The organism is Corynebacterium gottingense (assembly GCF_002285125.1).
GTDB lineage: Bacteria > Actinomycetota > Actinomycetes > Mycobacteriales > Mycobacteriaceae > Corynebacterium > Corynebacterium gottingense.
Genome location: NZ_NSGN01000003.1, coordinates 78,051 through 91,461, shown reverse-complemented (window position 1 = coordinate 91,461; position 13,411 = coordinate 78,051). Strand labels below are relative to the sequence as shown.

13 protein-coding genes are annotated in these 13,411 nt (G+C 67.1%); 10 read left to right on the top strand and 3 right to left on the bottom strand.

The window, feature by feature from the left end:
* Positions 1 to 34: 34 nt before the first annotated feature.
* From mtrB to CKJ82_RS03980, 7 genes are all read left to right on the top strand, one after another.
* Entirely contained in the window at positions 35 to 1,642 is a 1,608-nt protein-coding gene (gene mtrB / locus CKJ82_RS04010) for an MtrAB system histidine kinase MtrB (protein ID WP_276291588.1), read from the top strand.
* On the top strand, positions 1,626 to 3,371 hold the full coding sequence (locus tag CKJ82_RS04005; RefSeq protein WP_095537122.1) for an LpqB family beta-propeller domain-containing protein: 1,746 nt from the start codon (positions 1,626 to 1,628) through the stop codon (positions 3,369 to 3,371). The genes mtrB and CKJ82_RS04005 overlap by 17 nt, the downstream gene beginning before the upstream one ends.
* A 28-nt stretch (positions 3,372 to 3,399) precedes the next feature.
* Positions 3,400 to 4,017 (top strand): ComF family protein, encoded by a 618-nt coding sequence (locus CKJ82_RS04000; protein WP_095537121.1) that lies wholly within the window; start codon positions 3,400 to 3,402, stop codon positions 4,015 to 4,017.
* Positions 4,018 to 4,187: 170 nt separating this feature from the next.
* On the top strand, positions 4,188 to 4,856 hold the full coding sequence (gene hpf, locus CKJ82_RS03995) for a ribosome hibernation-promoting factor, HPF/YfiA family (RefSeq protein WP_095536395.1): 669 nt from the start codon (positions 4,188 to 4,190) through the stop codon (positions 4,854 to 4,856).
* A gap of 278 nt (positions 4,857 to 5,134) precedes the next feature.
* A complete protein-coding gene (gene secA, locus CKJ82_RS03990) occupies positions 5,135 to 7,717 on the top strand; it encodes a preprotein translocase subunit SecA (protein ID WP_095537120.1) in 2,583 nt (860 codons plus the stop codon).
* Positions 7,718 to 7,757: 40 nt separating this feature from the next.
* Positions 7,758 to 8,171: an HAD family hydrolase gene (locus CKJ82_RS03985; protein ID WP_095536393.1), complete on the top strand. Its 414-nt coding sequence runs from the start codon at positions 7,758 to 7,760 to the stop codon at positions 8,169 to 8,171.
* Entirely contained in the window at positions 8,171 to 8,665 is a 495-nt protein-coding gene (locus tag CKJ82_RS03980; RefSeq protein WP_095537119.1) for a DUF6912 family protein, read from the top strand. Before CKJ82_RS03985 ends, CKJ82_RS03980 begins: the two co-directional genes overlap by 1 nt.
* On the opposite strand, the gene rsgA is transcribed toward CKJ82_RS03980, so the two are convergent.
* Both rsgA and aroA read right to left on the bottom strand, forming a co-directional pair.
* Positions 8,639 to 9,667 carry a ribosome small subunit-dependent GTPase A gene (gene rsgA, locus CKJ82_RS03975; RefSeq protein ID WP_095537118.1) on the bottom strand — a complete coding sequence of 343 codons (1,029 nt, stop codon included), beginning with the start codon at positions 9,665 to 9,667 and terminating at the stop codon, positions 8,639 to 8,641. The two genes, CKJ82_RS03980 and rsgA, sit on opposite strands and share 27 nt — an antisense overlap.
* The gene (gene aroA / locus CKJ82_RS03970) at positions 9,667 to 10,947 is read right to left on the bottom strand and encodes a 3-phosphoshikimate 1-carboxyvinyltransferase (RefSeq protein ID WP_240510676.1); all 1,281 of its coding nucleotides are present in this window, start codon (positions 10,945 to 10,947) and stop codon (positions 9,667 to 9,669) included. Before aroA ends, rsgA begins: the two co-directional genes overlap by 1 nt.
* Before the next feature lie 12 nt (positions 10,948 to 10,959).
* Between aroA and CKJ82_RS03965 the strand changes: the two genes are divergently transcribed.
* Positions 10,960 to 11,643 carry an SOS response-associated peptidase gene (locus CKJ82_RS03965; protein WP_095537116.1) on the top strand — a complete coding sequence of 228 codons (684 nt, stop codon included), beginning with the start codon at positions 10,960 to 10,962 and terminating at the stop codon, positions 11,641 to 11,643.
* 4 nt (positions 11,644 to 11,647) lie between these two features.
* Here the strand turns inward: CKJ82_RS03965 and CKJ82_RS03960 are convergent, their stop codons facing one another.
* Positions 11,648 to 12,121 (bottom strand): aminoacyl-tRNA deacylase, encoded by a 474-nt coding sequence (locus tag CKJ82_RS03960; RefSeq protein WP_095537115.1) that lies wholly within the window; start codon positions 12,119 to 12,121, stop codon positions 11,648 to 11,650.
* A gap of 67 nt (positions 12,122 to 12,188) precedes the next feature.
* Between CKJ82_RS03960 and CKJ82_RS03955 the strand changes: the two genes are divergently transcribed.
* Complete coding sequence (locus CKJ82_RS03955; protein ID WP_095537253.1) at positions 12,189 to 12,809, top strand: sigma-70 family RNA polymerase sigma factor; 621 nt, start codon at positions 12,189 to 12,191, stop codon at positions 12,807 to 12,809.
* Positions 12,809 to 13,123: a mycothiol system anti-sigma-R factor gene (locus CKJ82_RS03950; protein ID WP_109561199.1), complete on the top strand. Its 315-nt coding sequence runs from the start codon at positions 12,809 to 12,811 to the stop codon at positions 13,121 to 13,123. Before CKJ82_RS03955 ends, CKJ82_RS03950 begins: the two co-directional genes overlap by 1 nt.
* Positions 13,124 to 13,411: the final 288 nt, after the last annotated feature.

Genomic DNA, 13,411 nt, shown 5'->3' with positions numbered 1-13,411 from the left:
GAGAGAGCGCGTCGCAGAATCTTGGCGCACCTCCCTGCAGGTGCGGTTCGTGGGCACGGTGCTCATCGTCTCCACCGTGGTCATGCTCGTGCTCGGCTTCGCCATGGCTTCCGTGGTCACCCAGCGCATCGCCGCCACCAAGCTCGACGCGGCGAGCGTGGAGATTGACCGCGCGCGGGTGATGGTGGAGGACCAAGTCAACACCACGGGCAGCGCGTCCTCCCTGCAGGTGCGGCTGAACTCAGCGCGCGCCGCGCTGACGCAGCGCTCCCAGCAAAGCGCTGAGGCCCCGAGCGTGTACGAGCCGGTCCTGGTGGTCAGCGGCGGCCCCGGCGCCGGTACCTCTTCGCCGGAGTCCTTCTCCATCCCGGAGCGGCTGCGGACTTACGTGTCCGAGGGCAACGTGGCCTACCAGTATTCCAGCGTGGAGCGCGCTGACGGCACGACCTACAACGCCCTCATCATCGGTACGCCGACAAACGCGGACGTGCAGGACCTCCAGCTGTACCTGGTCATGAACATGGACAACGAGGCCTCCACGCTCGCGCTTATGCGCGGCCTGATCGCCTCGGCGGCGGTGATCGTCATCGTGCTGCTGGTGGGCATCGCGTGGCTCGCCTCGCAGCAGATCGTCGCGCCGGTGCGCTCGGCGTCGCGCACGGCGGAGCGCTTCGCCTCCGGCCACCTCCGCGAGCGCATGCCCGTGGACGGCGAGGACGAGATGGCGGTGCTCGCACTGTCCTTCAACAACATGGCGGACAAGATCTCGCAGCAGATCAACCACCTTGAGCAGTACGGCGACCTGCAGCGGCAGTTCACCTCGGACGTCTCCCACGAGCTGCGCACCCCGCTGACCACGGTCCGCATCGCCGCCGACATGATCGCCGCCAATGAGGACGAGCTGGACCCGGCGACCAAGCGCGCCTCGCAGCTGATGATCAGCGAGCTCGACCGCTTCGAGGCCCTGCTCACCGACCTGCTCGAGATCTCCCGCCACGACGCCGGTGTCGCGGACCTCTCGCTGGCAAGCATCGACGCCCGCGCGCCCATCGAGTCGGCCTGGGCACAGACGAAGCACCTGGCAGAGGAGCTCGAGGTCGAGGTGCTTTTCGACGTCCCCGAGGACCCCGTCAACATCGAGGGAGACCCGCGACGCATCGAGCGCATCGTGCGCAACCTCATGGCCAACGCCATCGACCACTCCGAAGGCAACCCGGTGCGCGTGGTGCTGCGCGCCAACGACGAGGCCGTCGCCATCACCGTCACCGACGGCGGCGTGGGCCTTAAGCCCGGCCAGGAGGAGCTGGTGTTCAACCGCTTCTGGCGCGCGGACAAGTCGCGCAAGCGCCATTCCGGCGGCACCGGGCTGGGCCTGGCCATTGCCCGCGAGGACGCGCTGCTGCACAAGGGCACGCTTGACGCGGCGGGCACCCCGGGCGTGGGCGCGCAGTTCCGGCTCATTCTGCCGCGGCACACCGAGGACGGGTTCACCGAGGAGCCCCTGCCGCTGGTCGCCCCGGGGGCGGAGCTGGAAGCGGCGGCGGAGCCCGCGGAAACTGCGGGGCCGGCGGAACCTGCGGGGCCGGCGGCACAGGACGACACTGCAGCGCTGAAGGAGGCGACAGATGTGGAGGAACGGTAAGGCCAAGGCGGCGGTGGCGGTGGCGTCGATAATCGCCCTGACCACTGGATGTACCTCCTTGCCCGCGAATACTGACCCGCACGTGCTGCATCCCTTTGACGAGCAGACCGCGGGCGGGCCGGACGTGACACCGGTGCAGGGGCGAGAGCCGGACCTGCTGCTGCGCGACTTTTACAGCGCTGCTGCGGTTCCTGCCGGCGATTACGAGGCGGCGCGCGCGTTCCTCACGGGCGACGCGCGCTCGGCGTGGGACCCGCGCGTGCAGACGCTGGTGGTGGACAGCCTCGGGGTGACCACGCTGGTCGGCGGCGCGGGGAACAAGCGCAGCTTCAGCGTCCACGGCGACGTGGTCGGCGAGCTGCACGACGGCGGCGCGTTCACCCCGGAGCACGGCTCGTACGAAGCCACGATCGAGCTCGAGCTTGTCGACGGCGAGTGGCGCATTTCCTCGCTTCCGTCCGGCGTGGTGCTGGAGCGCAGCGAGATGCGCGACGAGTACCAGCCCTACGACCTCTACTTCTTCGACCCCGCCGGCAACGAGCTCATCACGGATCGCCGCTGGGTCTACGCCCGCCGCGAGTCGCTGCCGAGCGCCCTGATCTCCCTGCTCACACAGGGGCCGTCGGACCGCCTCCAGCCCGCAGTGTCCGGTCCGAACGCGCTCGCCTCTGCGGAGGAGGAGGACGCAACGATCGCGTACACCGGCTTCAACGACGGCGCGTACGAGTTCACCGGCTTCGGCGGCATGGACGAACAGACGCGCAAGCAGTTCGCCGCGCAGGTGGTCTGGACGCTCGCCTCCGCCGGCGTGACCGGGCCCTATAACCTGCAGGCCGACGGGGAAGCGCTCTTCGACGGCGCCGACAAGCTCACCGTCGACGACTTCGCCGAGTTCAGCCCCCTCGTGGACCTCGTGGGCGACAGCACGCTCTATTCGCTTACCGACGGCCACGTGTCCCGCGTCAGCGGCGGCACCGCCGGCCAAGTCGACGGCCCGCTTGGGCAGGACGGCAACGTCATGACCGCCGACATCTACGGCGAGGACGCCTGGGCCGGCGTCTTCGGCGACGGACCCGAGGGCGAGGACGACACGTTCCGCGTCGGCCGCTTCGGCGGAGGAGACGAAGAGGTAGTAAAAGGCAAGACGTTCTCCAGGCCCACCTTCGAGCCGAACGCGGCCGCCGTGTGGATCGTTGCGGAGGGCAAGAACGTGCTGCGCACGTGGCGGTCCACCGCCACCGGTGAGTACACCACGAGCGAGATCACCGTCGACCTGCCGGAAGGCGTGGAGGGCAACATTTCGGTGCTGCGCCTGTCGCGAAGCTCGGCGCGCGTCCTCATGATCATCGACGGCCACCTGTACACCGGCATCGTGCAGCGCGGGCAGACCGGCGATCGCTCCATCGTGAACGTGATGGAGTACGCCTCCGAGCTCGGCGGGTCGTTCATCACCGCCGAGTGGCAGCCGGACGGGTCGCTGCTGGCTGGCACCTCTAGCGCGGCCGCGCCGGTGCTGCGGGTGGAGCAGGACGGTTCCTCCACGACCACGATGTCCGCGGGCAACATTTCCGCGCCGGTGGTGGCCGTGGGCACCTCGCCGAACATGCTCTACGTCACCGACGCCAACGCGTTGCTGCAGATGCCCATCTCCGGTGCGGACAACCCGCTGTGGCGCGAGGTCCCGGGCCTGCTGGGCACCCGCGCGTTGCCGATTGTGGCCCGCCACTAGGCAGCGGTGCCGGGGGAGGGGCAAGACAATGCTTGGGGGCGTCGCCGACCTGATCCTGCCGCGCTACTGCGCCGGCTGCGGCGAGCCGGGCGCGGTCCTGTGCGGACGTTGCCGCACCCTGCTGGCAGCGCCGCCGACCCGCGTATTCCCAAACGTCGCCGTCCACGCGCCCGTCTTCGCGCTCGGCCCGTACGCGGAGGCGCACCGCGGCGTCATCCTGGCGATGAAGGAGCGCAAGAACCTCGCGGTGCGCCGCCACGTCGGCGCCGTTATCGGGGCTGCAGTTGAGTTCCTTGAGGTGCGCGGTGATCTCGCGGGCGTGGACGTGCTCGTCCCCGCGCCGACGCGTGCCGCGAGCGCGCGAGAGCGCGGCGGCGACCCGGTGCAGGCCGTGTGCCAAGCGAGCGGGCGCGCGACGGTGCCCGCGCTGGAGTTGGACCCGCGCACCGCGGACCAATCCGAGCTGGACGAGGCGGGCCGCAGGGCCAATCTGGCGGGGGCAGTGCGGGTGACGGCTACCCCCGCTGGAAACGTAGTGGTCGTAGATGACGTGGTGACTACGGGGGCAACGCTGGGGGCAAGCGTGGCCGGGCTGCTGGCCCACGGGGTGCGGGTCGTCGGATGCCTCACGCTGGCCGAGGCGTGAATGAAAGTGCAGGCAAGGGTGGGTTCTGCGTGGTATACGTGCCACCGGCTGCGTGGCGCGGGCGCGTTCAGGAAATTGGGCGGGAGTTCTTTGGAAAAACAGACACATTGGTTATGACCAGTTGTATAGTGGACGTAGACCGAGTTCCTACTACTCAAGGGAGGACGCAGATGACTTCTGCAGACCAACACGACAGCCTGAGCCCCAACGCGCAGGTGACCATCACCGGCCGAAATGTCGATGTCCCTGAGCACTTCCAAGAGCGCGTGAACGCCAAGCTGGCCAAGGTGGAAAAGCTTGACCCGTCGCTTACCTTCTTCCACGTCGAGTTGCAGCACGAGCCCAACCCGCGCCGCGAGGCGCAGGCGCAGCGCGTGCAGATCACCGCAACCGGCAAGGGTCACCTCGCTCGCGCCGAGGCGAAGGAGGACAGCTTCTACGCCGCGCTCGAGTCCGCGCTGGGCAAGATGGAGCGCTCCCTGCGCAAGGTGAAGGTCCGTCGCCAGGTTGCCCGGTCCGGCCACCGCGCGCCGAAGTCCACCGGCCAGATCGCCGCTGAGCTGGCGCAGGAGGCCGAGGAGGCACGCAACAAGGCGGAGAATAACTACGACGTTGACCCGTACGCGGCCACCATTGAGGACGTGGAGCCGGGCCAGGTCGTGCGTCGCAAGGAGCACCCCGCCACCCCGATGAGCGTGGACGAGGCCCTCTCCGAGATGGAGCTGGTGGGCCACGACTTCTTCCTCTTTGTGGATGAGGAGTCCAAGCGCCCGTCCGTGGTGTACCGCCGCCACGCCTACGATTACGGCCTGATCGTCCTCGCGGACGCCGAGGCCTAAGCGCTGACGCCGGCTGTACCGCCCGCGCATCCCGAGTTCGCACGGGGTGCGCGGGCGGTTGTTGTGTGCGGTGGCGGAGGGGAGGGGGCTCGGGGCGTCGATAAGCATGCGCCCTTGCGCTCACATCAACCTTTTACCGGACAGTCAGGCCGGGGGTTGCCAACAGCTGGAGGAATATGCGTACAATTGCCCGTTGGTACACCATAATGAACTCCACGTAGAACGCGTTTTTTCGCATTCGCTACGCCAAGAACTGACTCAAGAAGGATTCGCACAACGTGTTTGGACTTTCCAAGTTGCTCCGCGCCGGTGAAGGGCGCACCGTCAAGCGCTTAGCCAAGATTGCTGACCAGGTCATGGCGCTGGAAGGGGAATACGAGGCCCTGACCGACGAGGAGCTCAAGGCGAAGACCGGCGTGTTCAAGCAGCAGGTCGAAGAGGGCGCGTCGCTGGACGACATCCTCGTCGACGCGTTTGCCACCGCCCGCGAGGCGTCGTGGCGCGTGCTGGGGCAGAAGCACTACAAGGTGCAGATTATGGGTGGTGCGGCGCTGCACTTCGGCTCCGTCGCCGAGATGAAGACCGGTGAGGGCAAGACCCTGACCTCGGTGCTGCCCGCATACCTCAACGGCCTGTCCGGCAAGGGCGTGCACATCGTCACGGTCAACGATTACCTGGCCAAGCGTGACGCGGAAATGATGGGCCGTGTGCACCACTTCCTCGGCCTGGACGTGGGCGTGATCCTCTCCGAGATGCGCCCGGACGAGCGCAAGAAGGCCTACGCGGCCGCGATTACGTACGGCACCAACAACGAGCTGGGCTTTGACTACCTGCGCGATAACATGACGCGCTCCATGAACGACATGGTGCAGCGCGGCCACAACTACGCCATCGTGGACGAGGTTGACTCGATCCTCATCGATGAGGCGCGTACGCCGCTGATTATTTCCGGCCCCGTCGACGGCTCGAGCCAGTACTACACCGTCTTCGCGCAGCTGGCGCCGCGCATGCGCGAGGGGAAGCACTACGAGGTGGACCACCGCAAGCGCACCATCGGTATTACTGAGGACGGCGTGGAGTTCGTCGAGGACCAGCTGGGCATTACCAACCTCTACGCGCCGGAGCACTCGCAGCTGGTGAGCTACCTCAACAACGCCATCAAGGCGAAGGAGCTCTTCGAGCGCGACAAGGACTACATCGTCCGCCAGGGCGAGGTCATGATCGTGGACGGCTTCACCGGCCGCGTGCTGGCCGGCCGCCGCTACAACGAGGGCATGCACCAGGCCATTGAGGCCAAGGAGCAGGTGGAGATCAAGAACGAGAACCAGACGCTGGCTACCGTCACGCTCCAGAACTACTTCCGCCTGTACGACAAGCTGGCGGGCATGACCGGTACCGCCGAGACCGAGGCGGCCGAGCTGCACCAGATTTACAAGATGGACGTCGTGCAGATCCCGCCGAACCGTCCGAACCAGCGCCAGGACCGCGACGACCTGATCTACAAGACGCAGGAGGCCAAGTTCGCGGCCGTGGCCGAGGACATTGCAGAGCACTCGGAGAAGGGCCAGCCGGTGCTGGTGGGCACCACCTCGGTGGAACGCTCCGAGTACCTGTCGCAGCTGCTTACCCGCAAGGGCGTGAAGCACAACGTGCTCAACGCGAAGCACCACGAGGAAGAGGGCCGCATCATCGCCGAGGCCGGCCTGCCGGGCCGCGTGACCGTGTCCACCAACATGGCCGGCCGCGGTACGGATATCGTGCTGGGCGGCAACCCGGAAATCCTGCTGGACGCGAAGCTGCAGGCGCAGGGCCTGGATCCGTTTGAGAACGAGGAGGGCTACCAGGAGGCGTGGGACGCACAGCTCCCGGCCGCAAAGGAGCGCTCCAAGCAGCTTGGCGACGAAGTCCGCGCCGCCGGCGGCCTCTACGTCATCGGCACCGAGCGCCACGAGTCGCGCCGCATCGACAACCAGCTGCGCGGCCGCTCCGGCCGCCAGGGTGACCCGGGCGAGACCCGCTTCTACCTCTCCATGCGCGACGAGCTCATGGTGCGCTTCATGGGCCAGTCCATGGAGAACATGATGAACCGCCTCAACGTGCCGGACGACGTGCCGATTGAGGCGAAGATGGTCTCCAACGCCGTGAAGGGCGCGCAGGCCCGCGTGGAGAACCAGAACTTTGAGATGCGCAAGAACGTGCTCAAGTACGACGAGGTGCTCAACGAGCAGCGCAAGGTGGTCTACCGCGAGCGCCAGGAAATCCTGGGCTCCAAGGACATCAAGGACCAGGTCCGCCGCATGATCGACGACACCGTCGGCGCCTACGTCGAGGGAGCCACCATGAACGGTTACGTGGAGGACTGGGACCTGCGCGAGCTGTGGAACGCGCTCGACTCCCTCTACGGCCCGACGGTGTCCTCCGAAGAGCTCGTCGAGGGCTCCACCTACGGCAGCCCGGGCGAGATCAGCGCCTCCGAGCTGCGCCAGGCGCTTATCGACGATGCACAGGCCCAGTACGACAAGCTCGAGGAGAACGTCGCCGCGATCGGCGGGGATGACCAGATGCGCAACATCGAGCGTTCCGTGATCCTGCCGATCATCGACACCAAGTGGCGCGAGCACCTCTACGAGATGGACTACCTGAAGGAAGGCATCGGCCTGCGCGCGATGGCGCAGCGTGACCCGCTGGTGGAGTACCAGAAGGAAGGTGGCGACATGTTCGCCGCCATGAACGAGGCCGTCCAGGAGGAGACGGTGCGCCAGCTCTTCCTCATCCGCAAGCAGTTCGAGGGGCAGAACGGCACTGAGGGTACTGAGGGCGCTGAAGGCTCCGGCGACGCACCGCAGGGTCAGCAGGCCTAGATTCCCGTACACTACCGGGAGTGAAGAAAGGAGAGAGGCAATGCAGGGACTGATTATTGATTACGCCGGCGTCCTGGACCAGGACCCGGAGGATGTCGCCCGCTGGCGCGAGCTCATCGCCGAGGTAAAGAAGCAGGAGATCTCCGTCGGCATCCTGTCCAACGAAGAGGCGGACAGCCCGATGGCGGAGGCCATCCGCGAGTGGGAGTTCCGCGGCGACGTGGACGCCGTTGTCCTCTCCGGCGAGGTCGGGGTGGGCAAGCCTGACCGCGCCGCGTTCCAGGCTGCGGCCGACGCCATCGACGTGATCATCAACGACTGCGTGATGATCGACGACGACATTGTCAACGTCCGCGCGGCCGTCGAGTTCGGCATGATCGGCATCCTGCACACCGCCTTCGAGCGCACCGCGGTGGAGATCCAAACCCTGTTCGGAGTTGAGGGCGAGTTCTAATGCGCGTCTACATCCCCGCCACCTTCGCCATGCTGGAACAGCTCAACGAGCAGGGCGTCCTGCACGCCCGCAACGGGTGGGGCTTCGCCGCCACCCCGGAGCTCACCGAGTTTTTCACCTCCGGCGACCAGGAGGAGATTGAGGCTATCGCGTTCGATGACGCGGCGCTCGCCTCGATCCGCTTGCTCGCCATCGGCGACGAGGAGCGCTTCCCGCACCGCCGCGTCGTCGTCTCCGCCGACGTTGACGCCACCGGCGAGCCGGACATGGGCGAGTCCGTGGTCAAGGTGTCCGGCCCCGTCGAGCTCAAGAACGTCGCTGCCGTCCACGTGGACGTGCGCGAGGCCGAGGACGCCACAAAGCGGGCCACCGAGCTCATCGACGCCGCCGATCTCGGCGACGAGGACGCCGAGCTGGCCGTGGGCGACGCCCAGGACAACTACATGGCGTTCTTCGATCCCAGCGAGCTACCGTTCCTCATCGAGCTGCTTTAGCTCCCACTCATTATTCGAGTGCAGCGCAGCCAACAGGTTGCGCACCGCCGCCGCTCGCCTGCCAACAGGCGAGTCGGCGGCGAACTCGTCCCAGGCGCACTCCGGGTCCGCGGGCGGGCCCAGGTGGGTGCAGCCGCGCGGACAAGCGTCCGCGGCCTCGGACAGGTCCGGGAAGACGTCGATGATCTGCTCCGGCTGGACGTGCGCCAGCCCGAACGACCGGATGCCGGGGGTGTCGATGATCCAGCCGCCGCCCGGGCCGGTGAGCTCCAGGGCGACGGATTGGGTTGAGGTGTGGCGCCCCTTGCCCACGCCGGAGACGTCGCCGGTTTCGCGCTGGGCGTCCGGCACGATGCGGTTGACCAGGGTGGACTTGCCCACGCCGGAGTGGCCGATGAGGGCGGAGACGTGGGCGTCGAGAAGCTGCTTGAGCGTCGCCAGGTCGTCGTCCGTGCCCGTGCGGAGCACCTGGACGTCCAGGTCTGCGATCTCGCGCTCAAAGTCGGTGGGGTCGTCGAGGTCGGACTTGGTCACGCAGACCACGGGGCGCACCCCGCCGACGAACGCGGCGATGAGAGCGCGCTCGACAAAGCCGGTGCGCGGCGGCGGATCGGCCGCGGCGACGACGATGAGCAAGAGCTCCGCGTTGGCCACGATGATCCGCTCGTAGGGGTCCGTGTCGTCGGCGGTGCGCCGCAGGACGGAGGAGCGGTCGGCGCGTTTGACGATGCGCGCGATCGTGTCCTTCTTGCCCGACGTATCGCCGACGACGCCGACGCGGTCGCCGACCTCCAGGCTCGTGCGCTTCAGCTGGCGGGCGCGGATGCAATTGACCACCGGGCCGTCATCGAGGACGACGCCCCAGCGGCCGCGGTCCTTGGTGACCACCATGCCGTAGACGGCGTCGTTGTGGCTGGGCCGGTCCTTCGAGCGGGGGCGTTTGCCCTTGCCGGGGCGGACGCGGACGTCGGACTCGTCGTAGTCGGAAAATCGACGGCCCATTAGCCCTCCACCATCGCGGTCCACATATCGGCGAAGCCCGGAAGGGTCTTCGCGGTCGTAGCGATGTTTTCCACCTGCACGCCCTCCACGGCCAGGCCGAGGATCGCGCCGGCGGTGGCCATCCGGTGGTCCTCGTAGGAGCGCCAGGTACCGCCGTGCAGCGTGGCAGGGGAGATGCGCAGCCCGTCGGACAGCTCCTCGCAGGAGCCGCCGAGACGGTTGATCTCCGTGGTCAGCGCCTCGAGGCGGTTTGTCTCGTGGCCGCGCAGGTGCGCGATGCCGGTGAGCTCGGATGGGGTGGCCGCCAGGGCGGCCAGCGCTGCGACGGTCGGGGTGAGCTCGCCGATGTCGCTCATGTCCAGGCGGATGCCGCGCAGGTTGCCGCGCTGCGGGCCGCGCACCTGGAGGGTGTGGTCGGCGCCGGTGGCGTGCAGCTCGACCTCGCAGCCCACGCGCTCGAGGATGTCGCGGATCACGTCGCCCGGCTGCGTGGTCTGGATCGGCCAGTGCGGCACGGCGGCGACGCCGCCGGTGACGGCCGCGGCGGCGAGGAACGGGGTGGCGTTGGACAGGTCCGGCTCGATGACCCACCGGTTCGGCCGGATCGGTTGCGGCTCGACCTTCCAGGTGTGGGCGGTGGCGGTGGTGTGCACGTCGGCGTCGGCAAGCATGGCCACCGTCATTTCGATGTGGGGCATGGACGGCAAGGTGCCGCCGGAGTGGGTGATGGTTACGCCGCGGTCGAAGCGCGGCGCGGCCAGCAGGAGGCCGGAGACGAACTGGGAGGAACCGGACGCGTCGATGGTCACCGCGCCGCCGTCGGCGTGGCCGGTGCCGTGGACGGTGAAGGGGAGCGCGTCGCCCGCCACGGCGACGCCGAGGTGGCGGAGCGCGTCCAGGATGGTGCCCATGGGGCGGGCCTTGGCTTGCACGTCGCCGTCGAAAAGCACCGGGCCCTGCGCAAACGCGGCGACGGCGGGCACGAACCGCATGACGGTGCCCGCGAGGCCGCAGTCCACCTCTGCGCCGTGGAGTTCGCCGGGCGTGACGCGGATTTCCTCGCCGCTGTGGGTGAACGTGGTGCCCATCGCGGCGAGCGCGGATTCCATGAGTTCCGTGTCGCGCGAGCGCAGCGCGCCGACGACGGTGGACTCGCCGTTGGCGAGCGCGGCGAGGACGAGCGCGCGGTTGGTCATCGACTTCGACCCCGGCACCTGCTGCGTGTGCGAGATGGGGTCGGGCGAAAACGGTGCGGTCCACAGTTCAGTCATGCGGTCCATCATAATAGAGGTATGTGTGGACGTTTCGTGCTTTTCACCACCGGCGACGAGCTGCTTGACGCCGTCGGCACCCTGCCCGGGGCCGGCACCGTCGACGCCCCCGACGGCACGCCGCCCGCCCGCTACAACATCGCCCCGACCCAGCAGGTGCCGCTCGTGCGCTTCCAGGAGCAGGGGGCGCTTATCGACGCCGCCCGCTGGGGCCTCCTCCCGTCCTGGAAAAAGAACGAAACGGGGCCGCCGTTGTTCAACGCCCGCGCCGAAACCGTGGCCGAAAAACCTTCGTTCCGCTCTGCCTTCAAATCGCGCCGCGGCCTGATGGTGCTGGACGGGTACTACGAGTGGAAGGGGGAGAAGGGCAGCAAGCAGCCCTACTTCGTCCGGCCCGAGTCCGGCCTGCTGTTCGCCGCGGCCCTGTGGGAGACTGGTCTGGACCGGTTGTCCACCACGATGGTGACAACCGCGGCGGCCGAGAACATGGCGTGGCTGCACCACCGCCTACCGCTGTTCCTGGCCGCAGAAGAGGTGGAGCAGTGGGTGTCCGGCACCCCGGAGGAGGCTGCGGAGCTGCTCGCGCCCTCGCGGGTGGCGGTCACGCTGCGCTGGCGAGAGGCGGACCCGGCCGTGGGCAGCGTGCGCAACGAGTACGCGGAGCTGACCGGGGCCGGCGAGCTGACGGACGTGCCCGCGGAGTAGGGGCTTACTGCGCGGCGATGTCGGCGAAGTCCGCGCCGGTGAGGGCGGCGAGGTCCTGCGGGGCGAGCTCCGCGGAGAGTCCGCGTTGGCCCGCGGAGACGATGATGGTGGGGAAGGGGGAGACGGAGGCGTCGATAAGCACTGGCAAACGCTGCAGGGTACCGAGCGGCGAGATGCCCCCGACGACGTAGCCGGTCGCGTGCTGGGCTTTCTTGGGGTCCGCCATCGCCGCCTTCTTCCAGCCGAGTGCTTTGGCGGCGGCCTTGAGGGAGAGGTGGCCGGCGACGGGGACGCAGCACAGCGCCATCTCGCGCTCGTTGGTCTCGTTGCGGACAACGAGCGTCTTCAGCGCGGCGGCGGGGTCCACCCCGAGCTCGTCGACGGAGTGCTCGCCGAAGTGGTCCTGGCTGGCCGCATATTCCAAGATGGTGTGCTCGGTGCCTTCGAGCGCGGCGATCGCGCGCGTGCGTGCAGACATAATTGGTACTCCTTTTGGTTGCTCCCGCCTGATCGTACGCCCGGCGCATTGCCCTACAATGGCGGGCATGCCCGAGACAGACCTGAAATCGCGCTTCACTGATGAAGCCATGCCCCTGCTTGACCAGCTCTACGGGGGCGCGCTGCGGATGACGCGGAACCCGCAGGACGCCGAGGACCTCGTGCAGGAGACGTACCTGAAGGCCTACAACGCGTTCGATCGGTTCAAGCCGGGCACGAACCTGAAGGCCTGGCTGTACCGGATTATGACCAACACGTATATCAATACGTACCGGAAAAAGCAGCGCCGACCGCTGGTGACCTCGGCGGATGACGTGACGGACAACCAGCTTTATACGTCCAGCTCGCACGAGTCGACGGGGCTGGAATCCGCCGAGGTGGAGGCGCTGAAGCTGATGCCCAATTCGCGGATCTCGCAGGCGCTTAACGAGCTGAACGAGGACTACCGCATGGTCGTGTACTACGCGGACGTTGAGGGGCTGGCGTACAAGGAGATCGCCGAGGTCATGGACATTCCGCTCGGCACGGTGATGAGCCGGCTGCACCGTGGAAGAAAACAGTTGCGCGAGATGTTGAAAGACGTAGCGCGCGATCAGGGCATCGGACTGGATCACGCTGACATGCAGGACAGCGCCAAGAAAAGCGCCAAGAAAGCGGAGGAGAAGTGATGAGCACGCCCGGAAAGCACAACGACGCCGCTGGTCGGAGCCAGGACGGCGCAGGCGGATGCTCGGGGGACTGCAACGACGTGCACCCGCTGCTGTGCGAACTGTTCGATCCGGATACTCCACCCGCGCGTGTACTGGAAATTCGCGAGCAGATTGCGGCGTGCCCGCACTGCTTTGGCAGGCTTGAATCGGAGCAGGCCGTGCGCGATCTGGTTCGCGATTGTTGCGGGGAAGCGCGGGCGCCGGAGCCGCTGCGTGAACGGATCATCGCTTCCATCACGTCTGTGAGTTACACAGAAATTCGGTACAACTGACCATCAGTCAGCTTTTATTAATCCCGTGATCTCGCAGGTCACGGGATTTTTTGCGCCTAGATTTTGCTGAAATATTGGGGCATAGTAGTTCTTTGCTTAGAACGTTCCACAGGTGCAAACGGGGGTGATTTTCGGGGGTGGCGATTGGTGAACAATTGCCGCCTAAGCCAGCTGAGGAAACCTAAGTATTTTTTGCCTAGGTGTTTCCTGATTGGTCTGCCTTAGGAAAACGTTCACTATTCGGAGGAATGTCCAAAAAGTCCAGGTTGCTGGGAATGATAGCTGTGA